Annotated in this window: 15 protein-coding genes, 2 tRNA genes and 1 CRISPR repeat array; of the genes, 2 read left to right on the forward strand and 15 right to left on the reverse strand. The window is 45.8% G+C overall.

Annotation, left to right across the window (positions count from 1 at the left end):
- Positions 1–5 precede the first annotated feature (5 nt).
- The 8 genes from pheT to uvrB form a co-directional block, all read right to left on the reverse strand.
- A complete protein-coding gene (pheT, locus tag MAMP_RS08365) occupies positions 6–2,381 on the reverse strand; it encodes a phenylalanine--tRNA ligase subunit beta (protein ID WP_007145586.1) in 2,376 nt (791 codons plus the stop codon).
- Between the two features lie 16 nt (positions 2,382–2,397).
- Complete coding sequence (gene pheS, locus MAMP_RS08370) at positions 2,398–3,435, reverse strand: phenylalanine--tRNA ligase subunit alpha (RefSeq protein WP_007145587.1); 1,038 nt, start codon at positions 3,433–3,435, stop codon at positions 2,398–2,400.
- 106 nt (positions 3,436–3,541) lie between these two features.
- Positions 3,542–3,901 carry a 50S ribosomal protein L20 gene (gene rplT, locus MAMP_RS08375; protein WP_007145588.1) on the reverse strand — a complete coding sequence of 120 codons (360 nt, stop codon included), beginning with the start codon at positions 3,899–3,901 and terminating at the stop codon, positions 3,542–3,544.
- 16 nt (positions 3,902–3,917) lie between these two features.
- A complete protein-coding gene (gene rpmI, locus MAMP_RS08380; protein ID WP_007145589.1) occupies positions 3,918–4,115 on the reverse strand; it encodes a 50S ribosomal protein L35 in 198 nt (65 codons plus the stop codon).
- A 34-nt stretch (positions 4,116–4,149) separates the two neighbouring features.
- On the reverse strand, positions 4,150–4,668 hold the full coding sequence (infC, locus tag MAMP_RS16060; protein WP_139031853.1) for a translation initiation factor IF-3: 519 nt from the start codon (positions 4,666–4,668) through the stop codon (positions 4,150–4,152).
- A gap of 3 nt (positions 4,669–4,671) precedes the next feature.
- On the reverse strand, positions 4,672–6,597 hold the full coding sequence (gene thrS, locus MAMP_RS08390; RefSeq protein ID WP_007145591.1) for a threonine--tRNA ligase: 1,926 nt from the start codon (positions 6,595–6,597) through the stop codon (positions 4,672–4,674).
- 72 nt (positions 6,598–6,669) lie between these two features.
- Positions 6,670–6,746, reverse strand: a tRNA-Val gene (locus MAMP_RS08395).
- A gap of 49 nt (positions 6,747–6,795) precedes the next feature.
- Entirely contained in the window at positions 6,796–8,808 is a 2,013-nt protein-coding gene (gene uvrB, locus MAMP_RS08400; RefSeq protein WP_007145592.1) for an excinuclease ABC subunit UvrB, read from the reverse strand.
- Between the two features lie 78 nt (positions 8,809–8,886).
- Between uvrB and MAMP_RS08405 the strand changes: the two genes are divergently transcribed.
- Together MAMP_RS08405 and MAMP_RS08410 are read left to right on the forward strand one after the other, a co-directional pair.
- The gene (locus tag MAMP_RS08405; RefSeq protein ID WP_007145593.1) at positions 8,887–10,071 is read left to right on the forward strand and encodes a pyridoxal phosphate-dependent aminotransferase; all 1,185 of its coding nucleotides are present in this window, start codon (positions 8,887–8,889) and stop codon (positions 10,069–10,071) included.
- A gap of 63 nt (positions 10,072–10,134) precedes the next feature.
- Positions 10,135–10,210 (forward strand) — tRNA-Asn (locus MAMP_RS08410).
- A gap of 511 nt (positions 10,211–10,721) precedes the next feature.
- On the opposite strand, the gene MAMP_RS08415 is transcribed toward MAMP_RS08410, so the two are convergent.
- From MAMP_RS08415 to cas5e, 7 genes are all read right to left on the reverse strand, one after another.
- Entirely contained in the window at positions 10,722–11,036 is a 315-nt protein-coding gene (locus MAMP_RS08415) for a HigA family addiction module antitoxin (RefSeq protein WP_007145594.1), read from the reverse strand.
- Positions 11,036–11,314 carry a type II toxin-antitoxin system RelE/ParE family toxin gene (locus tag MAMP_RS08420; protein ID WP_007145595.1) on the reverse strand — a complete coding sequence of 93 codons (279 nt, stop codon included), beginning with the start codon at positions 11,312–11,314 and terminating at the stop codon, positions 11,036–11,038. The genes MAMP_RS08415 and MAMP_RS08420 overlap by 1 nt, the downstream gene beginning before the upstream one ends.
- A gap of 144 nt (positions 11,315–11,458) precedes the next feature.
- Positions 11,459–14,782: direct repeats of the CRISPR family, unit length 29 nt; unit sequence CGGTTCATCCCCGTGGGCACGGGGAACAC.
- 82 nt (positions 14,783–14,864) lie between these two features.
- A complete protein-coding gene (cas2e, locus tag MAMP_RS08425) occupies positions 14,865–15,167 on the reverse strand; it encodes a type I-E CRISPR-associated endoribonuclease Cas2e (RefSeq protein WP_040576246.1) in 303 nt (100 codons plus the stop codon).
- A gap of 3 nt (positions 15,168–15,170) precedes the next feature.
- Positions 15,171–16,100 (reverse strand): type I-E CRISPR-associated endonuclease Cas1e, encoded by a 930-nt coding sequence (cas1e, locus tag MAMP_RS08430; protein WP_040576247.1) that lies wholly within the window; start codon positions 16,098–16,100, stop codon positions 15,171–15,173.
- Positions 16,093–16,584 carry a KilA-N domain-containing protein gene (locus MAMP_RS08435; protein WP_007145599.1) on the reverse strand — a complete coding sequence of 164 codons (492 nt, stop codon included), beginning with the start codon at positions 16,582–16,584 and terminating at the stop codon, positions 16,093–16,095. The genes cas1e and MAMP_RS08435 overlap by 8 nt, the downstream gene beginning before the upstream one ends.
- A gap of 33 nt (positions 16,585–16,617) precedes the next feature.
- Positions 16,618–17,394 (reverse strand): type I-E CRISPR-associated protein Cas6/Cse3/CasE, encoded by a 777-nt coding sequence (gene cas6e / locus MAMP_RS08440; protein WP_007145600.1) that lies wholly within the window; start codon positions 17,392–17,394, stop codon positions 16,618–16,620.
- The gene (gene cas5e / locus MAMP_RS08445; protein ID WP_007145601.1) at positions 17,394–18,191 is read right to left on the reverse strand and encodes a type I-E CRISPR-associated protein Cas5/CasD; all 798 of its coding nucleotides are present in this window, start codon (positions 18,189–18,191) and stop codon (positions 17,394–17,396) included. The genes cas6e and cas5e overlap by 1 nt, the downstream gene beginning before the upstream one ends.
- Position 18,192: the final 1 nt, after the last annotated feature.

The raw sequence follows: 18,192 nt of genomic DNA on the forward strand, positions 1-18,192 counted from the left end.
CGATTTTAAGATCTTATCGTTGCATTCAGTGTTTGCGCCAGGGCTTCTGTCACACTATTGAGCAATGAGTCGACTTCATCGTCTGTTAAAGTTCGTTCTTTATGCTGGAGTATAAAGGCTACTGCCAAGCTCTTTTTACCAAGCTCGACTCCATCTCCACTATATACGTCAAATAATTGAAATGACTTAAGAATATCAGAATCGATCTCCCTCAGGCAATCTTCGATTTGACCCGCCGTAATTGCATCATCAACCAGTAATGCCAAATCACGACGCAAAGCAGGGAATTTTGATAGTGTTTCAAATTCTGGTACATCTGTTTCAACGACGTCAGACAAGCTTAATTCAAACACATAGACCTTGCCATCAATATCGAGTGGTTTATTCAATTTTGGATGTAAAGCCCCCAGCCAGCCAATGGCTTTGCCATTTTTGTACACACGAGCAGACTGCCCAGGATGTAATGCCGGATGAGATTCTGCTTCATATGTTATTTGGCCGCCACCCAGTTTGAGTAAAGCCTCAACATCCGCTTTGATATCAAAGAAATCGACATTCCGCGGCTTTTGAGACCATTGTTCTGCGTACTGGCTACCATAAATCAAGCCACCAATTTGGCGATGCTGATCAATATTCTCCAGCGTTCCTTTAAATACACGCCCTACTTCAAACAAACGAATCCGTTCATGCTGACGGTTGGCATTATAAACCATGGCTTGCACTAAGCCTGGCCAAAGTGATGTTCTCATCACTGACAAATCAGCAGAAATCGGATTAGCTAATTTAATCGGTGCTGATGTGTCTTCAGCGAGTAGTTGTTGAATTTTAGGTTCTACAAAGCTGTAGGTAACGGCCTCATAATAACCACGATCCACTAATACATTTTGTAAACGATCAACTGGCGTCAGCGTTTCAGTAATGTTGGTTGTTAATACCGTTCCCTGAGGTCGTGTATTTGGCAATTTATCATAACCATACAAACGCCCTAACTCTTCTATTAAATCGACCTCAATAGCAAGATCAAAGCGGAATGAAGGTACCGAGACTTGCCAGCCACCATCAACATTTTCTACAACGAGACCTAAGCGTGTTAGCTGTTCAGATACTGTTTTTTTATCTAATTCAAGTCCGAGCACACGTTTAATTCTGTCCGCTCGCAGATAAATGCTTGCTATCTCCGGTAACTCTTTTTCACTGCATTGTTCAATAACAGGACCTGCCTCGCCACCGACAATCTCAAGTAATAAAGCCGTAGCCCGGTTTATCGCTGACTTAGCTAATTCAGGGTCAACACCGCGCTCGAAGCGATGTGATGAATCAGTATGCAAACCATAGCTACGCGCTTTACCGGCAATCGCTTCAGGTGCAAAAAAGGCAGCTTCTAAAAATAAAGACGTTGTTTGTGAACTGACAGCAGATTCTTTTCCACCCATTACACCTGCTAGAGCGAGCGGTTTCTGTGAGTCAGAAATTAATAAAGTCCCCGCCTGTGTTTCAATTTCTTGTCCATCCAACAAAGTCAGTTTTTCACCTTGTTCAGATAAACGTACATGAATGGCTTGATCGATCTTATCCAGATCAAAGGCATGCATAGGCTGGCCTAATTCAATCATCACGTAGTTTGTGACATCAACAACAGGTCCTAAACTTCTCAAGCCACTTCTGCGTAGTTTCTCTTGCATCCATACAGGTGTTTCTGCTGCAGGATTAATATTTTCGATGACACGACCCAAATATCGGGGACAGGCAGCGCTTGCTTCAACCTTGACTTCAAATGTCTTAGAAGAAGTCGCATTAACATCATCACACGCTACCGCATTAATATCCTCTGAAGTCAGTACGCCTACTTCACGCGCCACACCAGCGACGCTCAAGCAATCGCTGCGGTTGGGTGTGAGATCAATATCTATGGCCTTATCATCTAAGTCCAGATAAACACGGAAATCTTCACCAACCGGTGCATCATCAGCAAGCTCCATCAAGCCTTCCGCTGATTCTGTGAGACCTAATTCTTTTGATGAACACAACATGCCAAACGATGGCACACCACGTAATTTAGCTTGTTTAATTTTGAAATTACCGGGCAATACAGATCCAATAACTGCAACTGGAATTTTTAGCCCTTCACGTACATTGCTTGCACCACAAACAATATCCAATAACTCATCAGCACCGACATTCACTTTCGTCAGACGCAACTTATCAGCATCAGGATGAGGGGTGACAGAGGTAACTTGTCCCACAACAACGCCTGAAAATTCGCCTGCTACAGCCTCTACAGCATCAACTTCGAGACCAGCACCAGTGAGTTTCTCTACTAAAGCATCTGTATCAAGTGCAGGATTGACCCACTCTCGTAACCATTTTTCACTAAACTTCATTGTCTTATCTCGTCGCTTAACTGAATTGTTTCAGGAAACGTAAATCGTTTTCAAAGAACATACGCAAGTCATTAACGCCGTATCTCAACATCGCCATCCGTTCAACGCCTAAGCCAAACGCAAAGCCTAAATACTTTTCACTATCAATATTGACGTGTTTGAATACGTTCGGATGAACCATACCGCAGCCTAATATTTCAATCCAGCCGGTATGGCTACAAACTCGACATCCTTCCCCGCCGCAGATAACGCACTCGATATCCGCTTCAGCTGAAGGCTCAGTAAACGGAAAATAAGAGGGGCGAAAACGCACTTTTAAAGGTTTCTCAAAGAAAGCCTGCAAGAAGTCTGACAAGATGCCTTTCAGATCAGTAAAGCTGATATTTTCATCCACCATCAGCCCTTCAATCTGATGAAACATCGGCGTATGCGTTAAGTCTGAGTCACAGCGATAAACTCTGCCTGGTGCAATCAAACGTAACGGAGGCTGTTCTTCATCCATCACCCGGATTTGAACCGGTGATGTGTGTGTTCTTAATAATTTATCGGCATCAAAATAAAATGTATCGTGCATCGCACGCGCGGGATGATGCTCAGGAATATTGAGGGCAGTAAAGTTGTGATGGCCATCTTCAATTTCAGGACCTTCAGCCACATCAAAGCCAATATTCTTAAAGTAACGTTCAATACGTTGTAATGTGCGTGTTACCGGGTGTAAACCACCAATCTCACTATTACGACCAGGTAAGGTAACGTCGACTGTTTCTGCGGCTAAAGCGGCTTGCATCGCCATTTCAGACAAGGTTTTATTTCTCGCATCGATCAGTGCAGAGACATCTTGTTTAGCTATGTTTACCGATTTACCGATAATAGGTCTTTCTTCAACGCCCACATTGGCTAAATCTTTAAGATAAGCCGTGATTTTGCCTTTTTTACCTAAAAATTCAACGCGAACGTTATCTAAAGCCCGATTATCATTCGCTTGTGCAATTGCCGTTTTAGCAGACTCAACAATGTCGTTTAAAGCTTGTAACTGTGTATCCAGTTCAGCCATTATTACCCCCGTCTGAGGAACAATATTCAGAAACAAAAAAGGGCCGTTTTGGCGGCCCTTTTCTACTTACATGCAAACACGTAGGTTTAATCAATAAACCAACGATTTAGTTTGCCAGTGCAGCTTTCGCTTTTTCTGCAAGTGCAGCAAATGCAGCTTCGTCATGTACAGCGATATCGGCCAACACTTTACGATCGATTTCGATAGAGGCTTTTTTCAGACCATCGATCATTCTGCTGTAAGACATTCCACACTCACGTGCAGCAGCATTGATACGCGCAATCCACAAAGTACGGAAATTACGTTTTTTCTGACGACGGTCACGATAAGCATATTGACCTGCTTTTGTAACAGCTTGGACAGCTACACGGTATACATTCTTACGGCGACCGTAATACCCTTTAGCTTTATCAAGAACTTTTTTATGGCGAGCACGTGCTGTGACGCCGCGTTTTACTCTAGGCATTAGAAAACTCCCTCAATTACAGGTTTGGCAACATCTTACGAACTGACATGTGATCTGCTTTACAGATTGTCAGAGTAGAACGTAATTGACGTTTACGCTTAGTGCTTTTCTTGGTCAGGATATGACTAGTGAAAGCTTGTGAGCGCTTGAATTTTCCGCTACCAGTACGTTTAAAACGTTTAGCAGCACCACTATGGTTTTTTAATTTAGGCATTGAATTAACAACTCCGCATTGAAAGTTTATGTAGTTATTTTTTACTGACCGGAGCTAAAACCATTGTCATTTGACGTCCTTCTTTCTTAGGGCGCTGTTCGACATTTGACAGTTCTTTTAAATCTTCAGCGACTCTTTCAAGTAACTTCAGACCTAAGTCCTGATGTGCCATTTCACGTCCACGAAATCTGAGACTGACTTTAGCTTTATTTCCGCTTTCTAGGAAACGTATCAGGTTGCGTAGTTTTACCTGATAATCCCCTTCTTCTGTTCCAGGTCGGAATTTAACTTCCTTCACCTGAATTTGTTTCTGTTTTTTCTTAGCTAGCGCTTTCTGCTTGCCTTCTTCAAACAAAAACTTGCCGTAATCCATGATACGGCATACTGGTGGAGTCGCTTGTGGTGCGATTTCCACCAAATCCAGATCAGCTTGTTCGGCTCGTTCCAACGCTTCTTTCAGCGTAACGATGCCCACTTGCTCACCATTAGAATCTGTTAATCGTACTTCTTTGGCTGTGATTTCTCCATTCAGCCTTTTTTGATCTGTAGCGATGTTCTAATCCTCTATAATTATTCGACCGCGACTCGCAACATCTTTCTGTAGCAAGCCAACAAAGTCCTCAAGTTGCATTGCACCTAGGTCTTCGCCTTTTCGAGTGCGTACTGCCACGGCATTATTTTCTGCTTCACGTTCACCCACAACAATCAGATATGGTACACGACGTAAAGTGTGCTCGCGTATTTTAAAGCCAATCTTCTCGTTTCTCAAGTCCGAATCGACTCTAAATCCTTGTTTCTGCAAATTGTTGGTGATATTTCTGACGTATTCAGATTGTTTATCACTGATTCCCATTACCACAACTTGCTTGGGTGCGAGCCATGTTGGGAAGGCGCCAGCATACTCTTCTATTAGGATGCCGATGAATCTTTCTAAAGACCCAAGGATGGCACGATGCAGCATAACCGGAACTTGTTTACTGCCATCATCCGCGACATACGCCGCATCCAGACGTCCTGGCATTGAGAAATCCACCTGAATAGTACCGCATTGCCACACACGACCGAGACAATCTTTTAAAGAGAACTCAATCTTCGGACCATAAAATGCGCCTTCGCCCGGTTGTAAATCCCAGTCAAGACCGGCAGCATTTAATGCCTGTTCTAATGCATGTTCAGCTTTGTCCCATACCTCATCACTGCCTACTCTGTTTTCAGGGCGAGTCGATAATTTAACGATAATTTCATTAAATCCGAAGTCAGCATAGACCTCATGTAATAGCTCAATAAAAGTAGCTACTTCTGATTGAATTTGATCTTCAGTACAGAAGATATGCGCATCATCTTGTGTAAATCCGCGCAAACGCATCAGACCATGCAATGTGCCAGATGGCTCGTTACGATGACATGAACCAAACTCCGCCATGCGCAAAGGTAAGTCTCTGTAACTTTTCAGCCCCTGATTAAAAATCTGAATATGACAAGGACAGTTCATTGGTTTGACGGCATAGTCACGATTTTCAGAATGTGTAGTGAAAATCATGTCACCAAACTTATCCCAGTGACCGGACTTTTCCCATAAAGTGCGATCAACAACCTGAGGTGTACGCACTTCCTGATAACCGTTATCACGTAATACATCGCGAATATAGTTTTCAACGACGCGATAGATACGCCAGCCATTATCGTGCCAGAAGATCATGCCCGTTGCTTCTTCCTGCAAATGGAATAAGTCGAGGTTCTTGGCGATTTTACGATGGTCGCGTTTTTCAGCTTCTTCAAGACGATGTAAATACGCTTTCAGCGCTTTTTTATCTTGCCAGGCTGTACCATAAACACGCTGTAACATTTCATTATCAGAATTACCACGCCAGTAGGCACCCGCCAATTTCATCAACTTAAACGCTTTTAGCTTACCGGTGCTCGGCACGTGCGGGCCACGGCATAAATCGACAAAATCACCTTGGCGATAAACCGATAGAGTCTCACCTTGAGGAATGTCTTCGAGGATTTCAGCTTTATAGACTTCACCCATCTCGCGGAATAGTTCGATACCCGCATCACGAGAAATTTCTTCACGAACCACAGGAAGATCTTGCTTCACAATCTCTTCCATACGTTTTTGGATTTTGTCTAAATCATCCGGTGTAAATGCTTCTTTATATGAAAAGTCATAATAGAAGCCATCTTCAATGACAGGTCCGATGGTGACTTGAGCTTCAGGATAAAGCTGTTTTACCGCCTGAGCCATCAAGTGTGATGTCGAGTGACGAATCACATCCAGCCCTTCTTCATCACGCTCAGTGATAATGGCGATCTCGGCATCATGATCAATGACAAATGAGGTATCCACCAATTTCCCATCGACTTTACCAGCTAATGCAGCACGAGCTAGGCCAGTACCAATATCAGCGGCAACATCATGGATAGAAACGGGATGATCAAATTGGCGTTGGGAGCCATCGGGAAGTGTTACTGAAATCATATGAAATCCTGGTTGTGGCCGATACAAAGGGCCTTAAAAACCAAAAAAGCGCCTAAGCGCTTTTGAATATGCTGGTAGGCACGAGTGGATTCGAACCACCGACCCCCACCATGTCAAGGTGGTGCTCTAACCAACTGAGCTACGTGCCTGCCGTGAAGCTGCGAAATTATACGCAGCTAACGACAGATTGCAAGCCCTTTAAATCACAGCCGGGCCCAGTGCCACCTTCCGCAAATGTTCCAAGTCATCACGGAGCTTGGCAGCTTCTTCAAATTCAAGGTTTTGCGCATGTTTATACATGGCGTTTTCAATCTGCTGAATACGTTTAGCCAATTGCTGAGGCGTCAGTGAGGCATACTTGGCCTGCTCTTCAGCGACTTCTGTAGCATGTCTGTCATTAGCCGGTTTGGACATCGCATCGTCCATGCCCATTCTGATCGATTTTTTGATGCCTTGCGGTGTGATGCCATGTTCTTCGTTAAAGGCAATTTGTTTTTCACGTCGACGGTCCGTTTCATCAATAGCCCGCCGCATCGAACCTGTTATTTCATCGGCATACAAAATCGCTCTACCATTTAAATTTCTGGCAGCACGACCAATTGTCTGAATAAGAGAGCGGTCACTACGTAGGAAACCTTCTTTATCTGCATCCAGTATCGCGACTAATGAGACTTCAGGAATGTCCAGACCTTCTCGTAACAAGTTAATGCCAATAAGCACATCAAACTCACCCAGTCTTAAATCACGAATAATCTCAACCCGTTCAACAGTATCTATATCAGAATGCAGATAACGCACTTTGACATTGTGCTCACGCAGATACTCTGTCAGGTCTTCAGCCATACGTTTCGTTAGCGTAGTAATTAATACCCGCTCCCCCACCGCTGCACGCTTATTAATCTCTGATAAAACATCATCAACTTGCGTCCCCACCGGACGAATTTCCACTTGTGGATCCACAAGCCCTGTCGGCCTGACCACTTGCTCGACAATGGTGCTGGAATGTTCATTTTCATATTTGCCGGGTGTGGCTGATACAAAGATGGTTTGTGGTGCTAATTTTTCCCACTCTTCAAACATCAACGGTCGGTTATCAAGTGCTGAAGGCAAACGGAAACCATAATTGACCAATGTCTCTTTTCTGGAACGGTCACCTTTATACATAGCACCAATCTGAGGCACCATCACGTGACTTTCATCAATGACCAGAATCGCATCATCAGGCAGGTAATCAAATAAAGTCGGCGGCGCCTCACCAGGACCGCGTCCTGACAAATGTCTGGAATAGTTTTCGATGCCGTTGCAATACCCCAGCTCCAGCAACATCTCGATATCAAAGCGAGTGCGTTGTTCTAAACGTTGTGCTTCGACCAGCTTATTGTCAGCATTGAGATGTTCGAGTCGTTCTTTTAACTCTTCTTTGATGGCATCGACGGCTTTTAATAAGTTATCGCGCGGCGTGACATAGTGAGTTTTGGGATAAATAGTAATTCGGCTCATCCTCTGCAGGATTTCACCAGTCAGCGGATCGAAGTAGCTGATCTGCTCCACTTCATCATCGAATAATTCCACTCTGACGGCATCACGTTCAGATTCTGCCGGGAAGATATCAATCACCTCGCCTCTTACGCGATAAGTACCACGGTGAAGCTCAACATCATTTCGGCTGTACTGCAGTTCCGTCAATCTTCTTAATATATCCCGCTGACTGATAACGTCGCCCTGAACCAGATGTAACACCATTTCCAGGTAAGCATCTTTTTCACCCAGGCCATAGATACAGGACACACTCGATACAATAATCGCATCCCGTCTTTCCAGCATGGCTTTGGTTGCCGACAAACGCATTTGTTCAATCTGCTCGTTTACCGACGCATCTTTATCTATAAAAGTATCAGAGGAAGGCACATACGCTTCAGGCTGATAATAGTCGTAGTAGGAGACAAAATATTCCACCGCATTATTGGGAAAGAAATCTTTCATCTCACTATAAAGTTGCGCGGCCAAGGTCTTATTAGGCGCCAAAATCATCATCGGCCTGCCCAGTGCTTGCGCAACATTCGCAATGGTGAACGTTTTACCTGAACCCGTTACCCCAAGCAGGGTTTGCCACATTTCACCGTTTTCCAAGCCCTCAATCAAAGTCTTGATTGCGGTTGGCTGATCTCCGGCGGGAGAAAATTCGCTGACTAGCTGAAAATGTTTACTCATACGTCTTTAGCATCGATTATGTTTGGCGTATATTATTGAGATATTTATCAATTTACCGTGTTAAATGAAGGAAAGATTTTGACTATCAAGCTCTCCCAACGTGTTCAAAACATCAAACCGTCTCCGACTTTGGCTATCACAGCACGTGCTGCTGCGCTGAGAGCCGAAGGCAAAGATGTTATTGGTCTGGGTGCAGGCGAACCCGACTTCGATACACCTGAACACATCAAACAAGCTGCTATTGAGGCTATCCACAGCGGCAAAACAAAATACACGCCTGTCGATGGCACAGCAGATTTGAAAGAAGCCATCATCAAAAAGTTCTCAAGAGATAATGGGCTCGAGTATGCCGCGAATCAAGTCTTAGTTTCCGTCGGTGGAAAGCAAAGCTTTTTCAACCTGGCCCAAGCCTTTATTGAAGCGGGCGATGAAGTCATCATTCCAGCACCATACTGGGTATCATACCCTGATATGACCCTGCTTGCTGACGGTGTACCGGTTATTATCGAAGCAGGTCAGGAAAACCAGTTCAAAATCACACCTGAGCAATTAGAAGCTGCTATTACAGATAAAACAAAACTGTTCGTTATCAACAGCCCCTCTAACCCAACCGGGATGGCTTACAGCCTAAAAGAGCTTGAAGCACTAGGCGACGTATTACGTAAACATCCAAACATTCTTATTGCCACTGACGATATGTACGAACATATCTACTGGGCAGATGAACCTTTCTGCAATATTTTGAATGCCTGTCCAGACTTATATGACAGAACATTGGTCATGAATGGTGTATCAAAAGCCTACTCAATGACGGGCTGGCGTATTGGTTATGCTGCAGGTCCTGCCCCACTGATTGCTGCAATGAAAAAAGTACAATCCCAAAGTACTTCTAACCCAGCATCTATTTCTCAGGCAGCTGCTGTGGAAGCACTGAATGGCGATCAGTCATGCATCAAAACCATGCTGACCGAATTCAAAAAACGTCACGATTTCGTTGTGGCTGAATTGAACAAAATGCCTGGTGTTGATTCATTAGAAACTGACGGCACGTTTTATGTCTTCCCAAGTATCGCTGGTGTACTGGAAAACAAGCCAGAATTGAACGATGACATGGACTTTGCTGAAGCCTTATTGGTTGAAAAAGGCGTGGCTGTTGTCCCTGGTTCTGCGTTCGGATTGAAAAATCATATTCGTCTGTCGATCGCCACCAGCGAAGAGAATCTTCGTAACGCACTGATTCGTATCGCCGAATTTATTGCGTAAAAAATTATTCAAATTTAGGCTTGACCTACACAGGTCAAGCCACTAGAATAGCCATCTTTCTGTTCCCCGATAGCTCAGTTGGTAGAGCAAATGACTGTTAATCATTGGGTCGCTGGTTCGAGTCCAGCTCGGGGAGCCAAAGAATATAAAGCCTCAGAGTTTCATGCTCTGAGGCTTTTTTGTTTCAGTGTAACTCAGGTGTAACTTCTTACAGTGATTGCCAGTTATCTACAGTGAAGCAAGGCACTCAGGTATTGCGCAATTATTTACAAATTATTAGCTGTAATCTGTACCATAACCACCTTAAAGACGATAGTCTATCTTTTGGCGTAAAGATACGAGAATGTGCTCTGATGGTATCTAATTCGCTGCCCGCCTGGCACATCAGGAGTGAGGGCTTCCACTAACATAAGCAATTATTAACCTACATTTTTCCATACACTGGCACATGTCATCACCACTGTTCCCAGTCTCAGAGTTCATTTTTTAAAGTGATGAAAGATAATCCGCACTTAATTAACATAACCCCATACAGAAAGCTCTAACTCCCAAAGTCATAAGAAGAGGTCATCGATAGTCGTTAACTTAGGTTTATTCCCATAGGCACGGAGCATAAGTCAGATTTAAACCAGATAACATTTAATCACTCTTTAGATTGCTTCTGCCAACACTTCAAAATCAAATTTTTTGAGCTGTTTTGTGTCTACTTTTAGACTAGCCTGCCACAAATCATAGTTTTCCTGTAGTCTCATCCAGCTTTTTGCACTACGCCCTAACACAATCGAAAGTCTGACAGCCATTTCTGGTGATAAGTCAGACTTACCGTTCAACAGTCTATTGAATGTACTGGGGCTTACTTTTAAAGCTTCAGCAATTTTATTTGCAGATACCTTATCGAAGGGATCAATATATGTACGTTGGATCAATTCGCCAACATGGGGTGGGTTAAATTGTTGTAAAGTCATTAGTGATAATCCTCATAATTAACTAAATAAGCGTCACCGTCGATAAACTCAAAAACAATTCGCCAATTACCGGAAACCGTTATTGAATGTTCCCCTGCTCTATCCCCTTTTAACGGGTGCAGGTGATAACCGGGCAAGTCCATATCTTCTATACAATCAGCAGTATCAAGAAATGCAAGTATATCTCGCAACCTTGCTGAGTGGTTTGGTTGAATCCCAACAACGCTACCTGTTAGGAAAAATTTTTTTAGACCTTTATGTTTAAAACTTTTAATCATGTAATAATTATTTCATAAAAATACCTCATTGCGCAACACGCAATAAATATAACCATTAACTATTTTTTCATTCTTTTTAAATGCATTTGTAGACTTATTCTCGATGTACCAATACATCGTCAGAGCTATATAGAACTTGATTGCAGCTTAATCCCCGTGGGTACGGGGAACACAAATCCTCTTATTAAGTTTTGCCTTGTGGCACCGGTTCACCCCCGTAGGCACGGGGAACACTCATCACTCATAATCCTCAACTCTGATAATGTCGGTTCATCCCCGTGGGTACGGGGAACACAAATCGCTACCATTTAGGCGTCAATAAATGGACGGTTCATCCCCTTGGGCACGGGGAACACAATACATCAAAGGAGAAGCCTAATGCACACTCCGGTTCATCCCCGTGGGCACGGGGAACACTCATGGTCGATGGTAAAAGCCTCGCCACAGAACGGTTCATCCCCGTGGGCACGGGGAACACTTCAGAATAGACGGTTGTTGTTCCGTCGGAATCGGTTCATCCCCGTGGGCACGGGGAACACGGCATATTCACAGAATGGAGGTGTCCCCTCTCCGGTTCATCCCCGTGGGCACGGGGAACACATCAACAGCCTCAGCCTGAATCTCCCTAACCACGGTTCATCCCCGTGGGCACGGGGAACACATATCGGAAACAATGGAAATATGTAATAAAAACGGTTCATCCCCGTGGGCACGGGGAACACCCAATCAAGCCATTGGTCAAGGTCGTAGTCGCCGGTTCATCCCCGTGGGCACGGGGAACACCTATGGGCAAAAAACAAGCCTATGAAGATGCGCGGTTCATCCCCGTGGGCACGGGGAACACCTTCGACCGATGCGTTTCCACTCTGTTTTTAACGGTTCATCCCCGTGGGCACGGGGAACACGAAACGATGATTGTTCGGTCGAATTTCACAGTCGGTTCATCCCCGTGGGCACGGGGAACACGATATTGCATCTATCTGGGCTGAGCGTAACGGCGGTTCATCCCCGTGGGCACGGGGAACACATGAGGCCTCCAATAACACCGGCTATGATTTTCGGTTCATCCCCGTGGGCACGGGGAACACCATCACGCATAGCATTCATCGCGTTTAGCAGTCGGTTCATCCCCGTGGGCACGGGGAACACCCAATAAGGAATTGTTGAACCGACGGTATCCTCGGTTCATCCCCGTGGGCACGGGGAACACACCTGGAACGCTGTTGATGTAGACGAGGGAAGCGGTTCATCCCCGTGGGCACGGGGAACACAAGCTGATACCAATTTCACCAATAAGAGCATCCGGTTCATCCCCGTGGGCACGGGGAACACATATCAATAACTTCGTTTGCAGAATATCCAAGCGGTTCATCCCCGTGGGCACGGGGAACACCGATTTTCCCGTCACACCTCTCGATACGACACCGGTTCATCCCCGTGGGCACGGGGAACACTACTGTTCCGTTTTTGGGACTCTTTAATAGTCCGGTTCATCCCCGTGGGCACGGGGAACACCTCTAATATAGCTTGGTATTGAATTGCGTCTGCGGTTCATCCCCGTGGGCACGGGGAACACATTCGTTTGAAACACTACGCCACGGAAACTGCCGGTTCATCCCCGTGGGCACGGGGAACACGTCTACAATTATCGGTGTATTCAGATATCCGCCGGTTCATCCCCGTGGGCACGGGGAACACCAACTTATAAACACTCAAGCTATGAAAAGGCGCGGTTCATCCCCGTGGGCACGGGGAACACGTGTCAATAGCAATGGGGCTGAGTTCATTTTGCGGTTCATCCCCGTGGGCACGGGGAACACTTGATGAATGGATTGCCAACACAGACAGAAACCGGTTCATCCCCGTGGGCACGGGGAACACTACTTTTTGACGAATATCAGCAAGCTCTGATTCGGTTCATCCCCGTGGGCACGGGGAACACCTATACCTATTTACTTGTAATTGCCTATTGACCGGTTCATCCCCGTGGGCACGGGGAACACTTTGAATCATAGACCATAAGGGATAGAACAGGCGGTTCATCCCCGTGGGCACGGGGAACACGTTTACACACATGGACAACTCAAGCCAGAAGGCGGTTCATCCCCGTGGGCACGGGGAACACCCCCGAAAGCTGTTATCGAATGTCTTTTGTTACGGTTCATCCCCGTGGGCACGGGGAACACGAATGTATCCAGGATGAGTTTGAGTGTTTCGTCGGTTCATCCCCGTGGGCACGGGGAACACGAGCCGAAGATAACTCAGAAGGTGGCGTCGACCGGTTCATCCCCGTGGGCACGGGGAACACTTGGATGCATTAGATGTAAACGATGTTAATGGCGGTTCATCCCCGTGGGCACGGGGAACACTTAGGTGAGTTCGTCGAGAACGAAACTCACAACGGTTCATCCCCGTGGGCACGGGGAACACGCGAACAGGCGTGCCAAACCCATTGGTAAAGACGGTTCATCCCCGTGGGCACGGGGAACACGTTTGAATAGAACCGTCACTGGTCACCCTTGTCGGTTCATCCCCGTGGGCACGGGGAACACCTCGACGAACTCACCTAAGATGATGGTTTGGTCGGTTCATCCCCGTGGGCACGGGGAACACGTGAAAACGCCAAAACAAGTTATGCCGCATGGCCGGTTCATCCCCGTGGGCACGGGGAACACATATTCCGTATTTCTTACGAAGCAGGCAAACACGGTTCATCCCCGTGGGCACGGGGAACACTGTGTGTAGCTCAGTCTGGTTAGAGTCCTCGCCGGTTCATCCCCGTGGGCACGGGGAACACGCAGGCATCTGCCACGGATGTGTAGGTATTGCCGGTTCATCCCCGTGGGCACGGGGAACACACCTGAAAGTAAATAGGAAGCTTGAACCGTTTCGGTTCATCCCCGTGGGCACGGGGAACACTTTAGCAGTCGATGCAGTTTGAATGACAGCATCGGTTCATCCCCGTGGGCACGGGGAACACGAGCAAGTAGCACAATCAAAAGGACCAGGTAACGGTTCATCCCCGTGGGCACGGGGAACACGTGGCGTTGGGGTTTTCTGGTGTGGGTTGATACGGTTCATCCCCGTGGGCACGGGGAACACTCAAGCTCACCGAAGTACGATCGGTGCCTGAGCGGTTCATCCCCGTGGGCACGGGGAACACAATCTCAGCACCATTCGAGAGAATGATGACGCCGGTTCATCCCCGTGGGCACGGGGAACACGTAAGTTAGTACCGTAAGATTCTTACACTGATCGGTTCATCCCCGTGGGCACGGGGAACACATACCATCCGGAAACGTTAGTTTTTCAATGTCCGGTTCATCCCCGTGGGCACGGGGAACACCTGTCATTACTACTACTATCCGGATCAGCAACCGGTTCATCCCCGTGGGCACGGGGAACACGATGGGAAAACAGCCAGCCCGTACCTGGATAACGGTTCATCCCCGTGGGCACGGGGAACACACTTATTGTACACAATTGATTTACCAAATAAATTTCTACAATTTATTTTCTACCAACTGAAATAGTTTTATTTTCCATTTTGTTAAAGAGCGTCTTTTTCATCCACGGGCAAAAAAGAAACCAGTCTTAAGCCATCCATTTCTATAGGTATTCGTCTATTTTGTCCTAGCGTTTGAAAATCAAACCCTGATTCGGTATTGGTGGCCCATGCCATAACGATATTGCCTTCATCACAAAACACTTCACACTGTTGCCAGATCATTTCTCTAATTCGTCTGGAAACATCACCAACGTAAACCCCAGCTCTGACTTGCAAAAGCCAAACAGCAAGTCGCCCTCGCAGTCTAGGAGGAATGTTTTCAGTGACAACGACTGTCATAGCCATTGTTTACTCACTTCTATGACCTTCATCACCAATATGTTCGGCATTGGGTATCGCTGGAGGTACTGACTCAGGGGCTGGTTCAGGCGGCGAAATTTCACCTGCAGCAAGCACCTCTTCAATAAGCGGAATAATCTTTCTGAGGACTTTCTGTTCTCGGAATAAATCACGACATGCAAGCCTGACCTGTTTATCTGGTTGCGTCGGGTTTTGGGATGCGATTCGAAACGCCAATGGGACCACATTATCGAACTTAAAAATATCAGCGATATCGTAAACAAAGGAAAGTGGCTTACCAGTATGAATAAAGCCTACTGCTGGCGCATAACCTGCGGCTAGCACCGCTGCTTCGGTAATACCGTATAAACAGGCTGTGGCAGCACTCAAACATTGGTTAACCACATCGCCCGCTTCCCAATCTTTTGGATCATAACGACGACCATGCCATTTAACACCGTACTGTTTCGCCAATAGTTTATAAGTATTACGAACTCGTGCACCTTCTATACCCCGTAATTGTTCAATACTCCTGCGTTGCGGCGGGGCTTCACCAAAGCGTAACTCATACATTTTTCGAACGACTTTAAGCCGCAAACTATCATCTAACGCCAGTTTTGCCTGATACAGCAAACGGTCAGAACGCGCGCCACCAGGTTGCCCGGAAGCATATAACCGCACACCTGCCTCTCCGACCCAAACTAATAACGTACCAACCTGAGCTGCTAAACGGACTGCAGCATGTGAAACACGCGTTCCCGGTTCGAGCATGATGCATGCGATCCCGCCAACGGGAATATGCGTACGAACACCGTTTTTATCTATCAAAACAAAGGCGCCATCCTTAATATCAACCTTGCCATATTGAAGAAAAATCATAGAAACCCGATCTTTCATCGGGATCGGCTTCAATGGAAGATAGGAAGATGGGTCAGCCATCGTTACTATCCCCTTGAAGCATCGGGGCATTTTCATTCGACAATAGAATCTGCATCTGCCGGATCGCTACTTCATTCAGTCTGACAAGACGTTCAGACTGCCCCTTTTTCTGCTCGATAATATGGGCATTCAACGACTCCAAACTGGCCAAACACACCAACTGATGCACATTAGCGTGCTCACGCATATTGCCTTTTGTATCTGGATTAGATTCTCGCCATTGTTTGGGAGTTAATGTAACACTATTTAACCCAGCTTCCTTTCTAAACCCGTCGAATTCGACGGGTTTAAAATTTGGGTTGTTCAGTTGCTCCCATATCCCCAAAAATTCGATGGTATTGCGATTCCCTAGCCAATTACGAATGAGGTCATCTGTTCTTTCACTGTTTTTGTATCGAGCGATATCGGTAATACAGACATATTCGATGCCATCTTTGGTGAGAGTGGCAACATTCCACTCCAGAACTGTTAGCTTAGGTTTCATCTATTCGTCCTTGAGTAAAAATTCGCATCCATTTTATACACGACGAATGAGCATCAAGCCGCAGCCAAAGGCTTTAGCCGGACCAAACCCGGTATAAAGTTGCTCAATAAACCTATCGGGATCACTGACAGTTAAAATACCTTCGTAATCCATACTACTAAACCCAGCATGTCGTCCTTTTTCAGGAAGAGCATTCCAGCGGTAACTGCTTGCTTGTAGACTTTTTCCAGAAAGCACAAACCCCATATTTTCACCACGACTTGATAACCAATGTTTTGCCGCATTATCCATTTCGTTTTTTAGCGCCTCATCGAGATACTTCATTCCTTTTGTATCAACAAAATCCTGATGTGTAAGCAAGCGCTTTTTCAGTTCTCCTTTTTTCCCATCAATGGATAAGCCACGACTTTCATTCGCTTTTTTTAACCACTCTGACTGTGCATTCATCACCACATCATGACGAACAGAGTTCTTTTTCCCCTCCAGAGGTTTCGATACCGTTGGGTTCGCTCGTAAGCGAAAAGCCAATTGATCGCCGTCAGACAAACACGGCTGAAACTGCTTTGACTCAATAGTAAATATCAGTGAATCATGCTTTGGTTCAGATTTTGAAAGTACATAGTAAAGCGGAAGATTACGTGGCGCGCTCAATTGCTCTCTCTGGCTTTCTTCACGAAATAAGAAGCGCTCTCCTTGTTCAAATAAATCCCATAACAGACGGTGCATTCCGTAACTACGATCTTTTAGAATCAATCCGAGTTGTGATTTCTGTGCTATCGATGGATTCAAGGCGATTTTGGAAAGATACATCAGGCCTCCTTAGCCAAATTGGCATCATTCATCCAGCAATATTCTTTACGTTGTTGGAATTGCCAGCGTTGACGGGATAACGGCTTATCATGACGCGTTAATTGCTGTACTTGTTGTTTTGAAAAACCACCCTCATCTTTGGCAAAATCACTGATATTTCCTTCCCAGTAATAGCGAGATAAGGAGTCCTGTGGTAACCAACGCGTTTCGCTCATCCATTCTGGAATAGGTTTATCTGGTGAGCTATAAAGCAGTGGTTGAACTGCATAGTTTTCCAGCGCCTGCAAAAAACCATCTGCTTCAATAGTTTTTGGATCTAGCGGCGCCGCCAATGGGCATGATTTACGGCCCAAATAAAGGTGAAACTTGGGCTTACACAAAGCCTGCTGTAGTTCAGTCAGCGCCCACTTAGCCTGTTCATTTGCTCGTATTGCCACCACGGCTTGAGCATCAACGTAATATTCACGTGTGGATAATACGGTCCCCAAACGTTCATGTCCGGTTACGATTTCATCACGTCGAGTTCGATAATGAAATTTACCAACAGAATCTGGCGCTTGCGCCGTATGGTAGTCTTTCAACAACCGTCCAGCACTCAGCACCTTAACAGCTTGCTGATACGTATTCGTCAGATTCATATGTGCATCATCATCTTCTCGCCGAAGACCAAGAGCCGCTCCGAGTAAACCAACAATAGCCGACTTGCTGGGATAATTGCTGCTATGTCGCATTTCACCAACAGCAATCTCCCCCCAACTCGCCATAGCGCCATACAACCTGAAGACCAAATATCCCATA

Origin of the sequence: Methylophaga thalassica MP, from assembly GCF_000214595.1 — a bacterium.
GTDB lineage: Bacteria > Pseudomonadota > Gammaproteobacteria > Nitrosococcales > Methylophagaceae > Methylophaga > Methylophaga thalassica.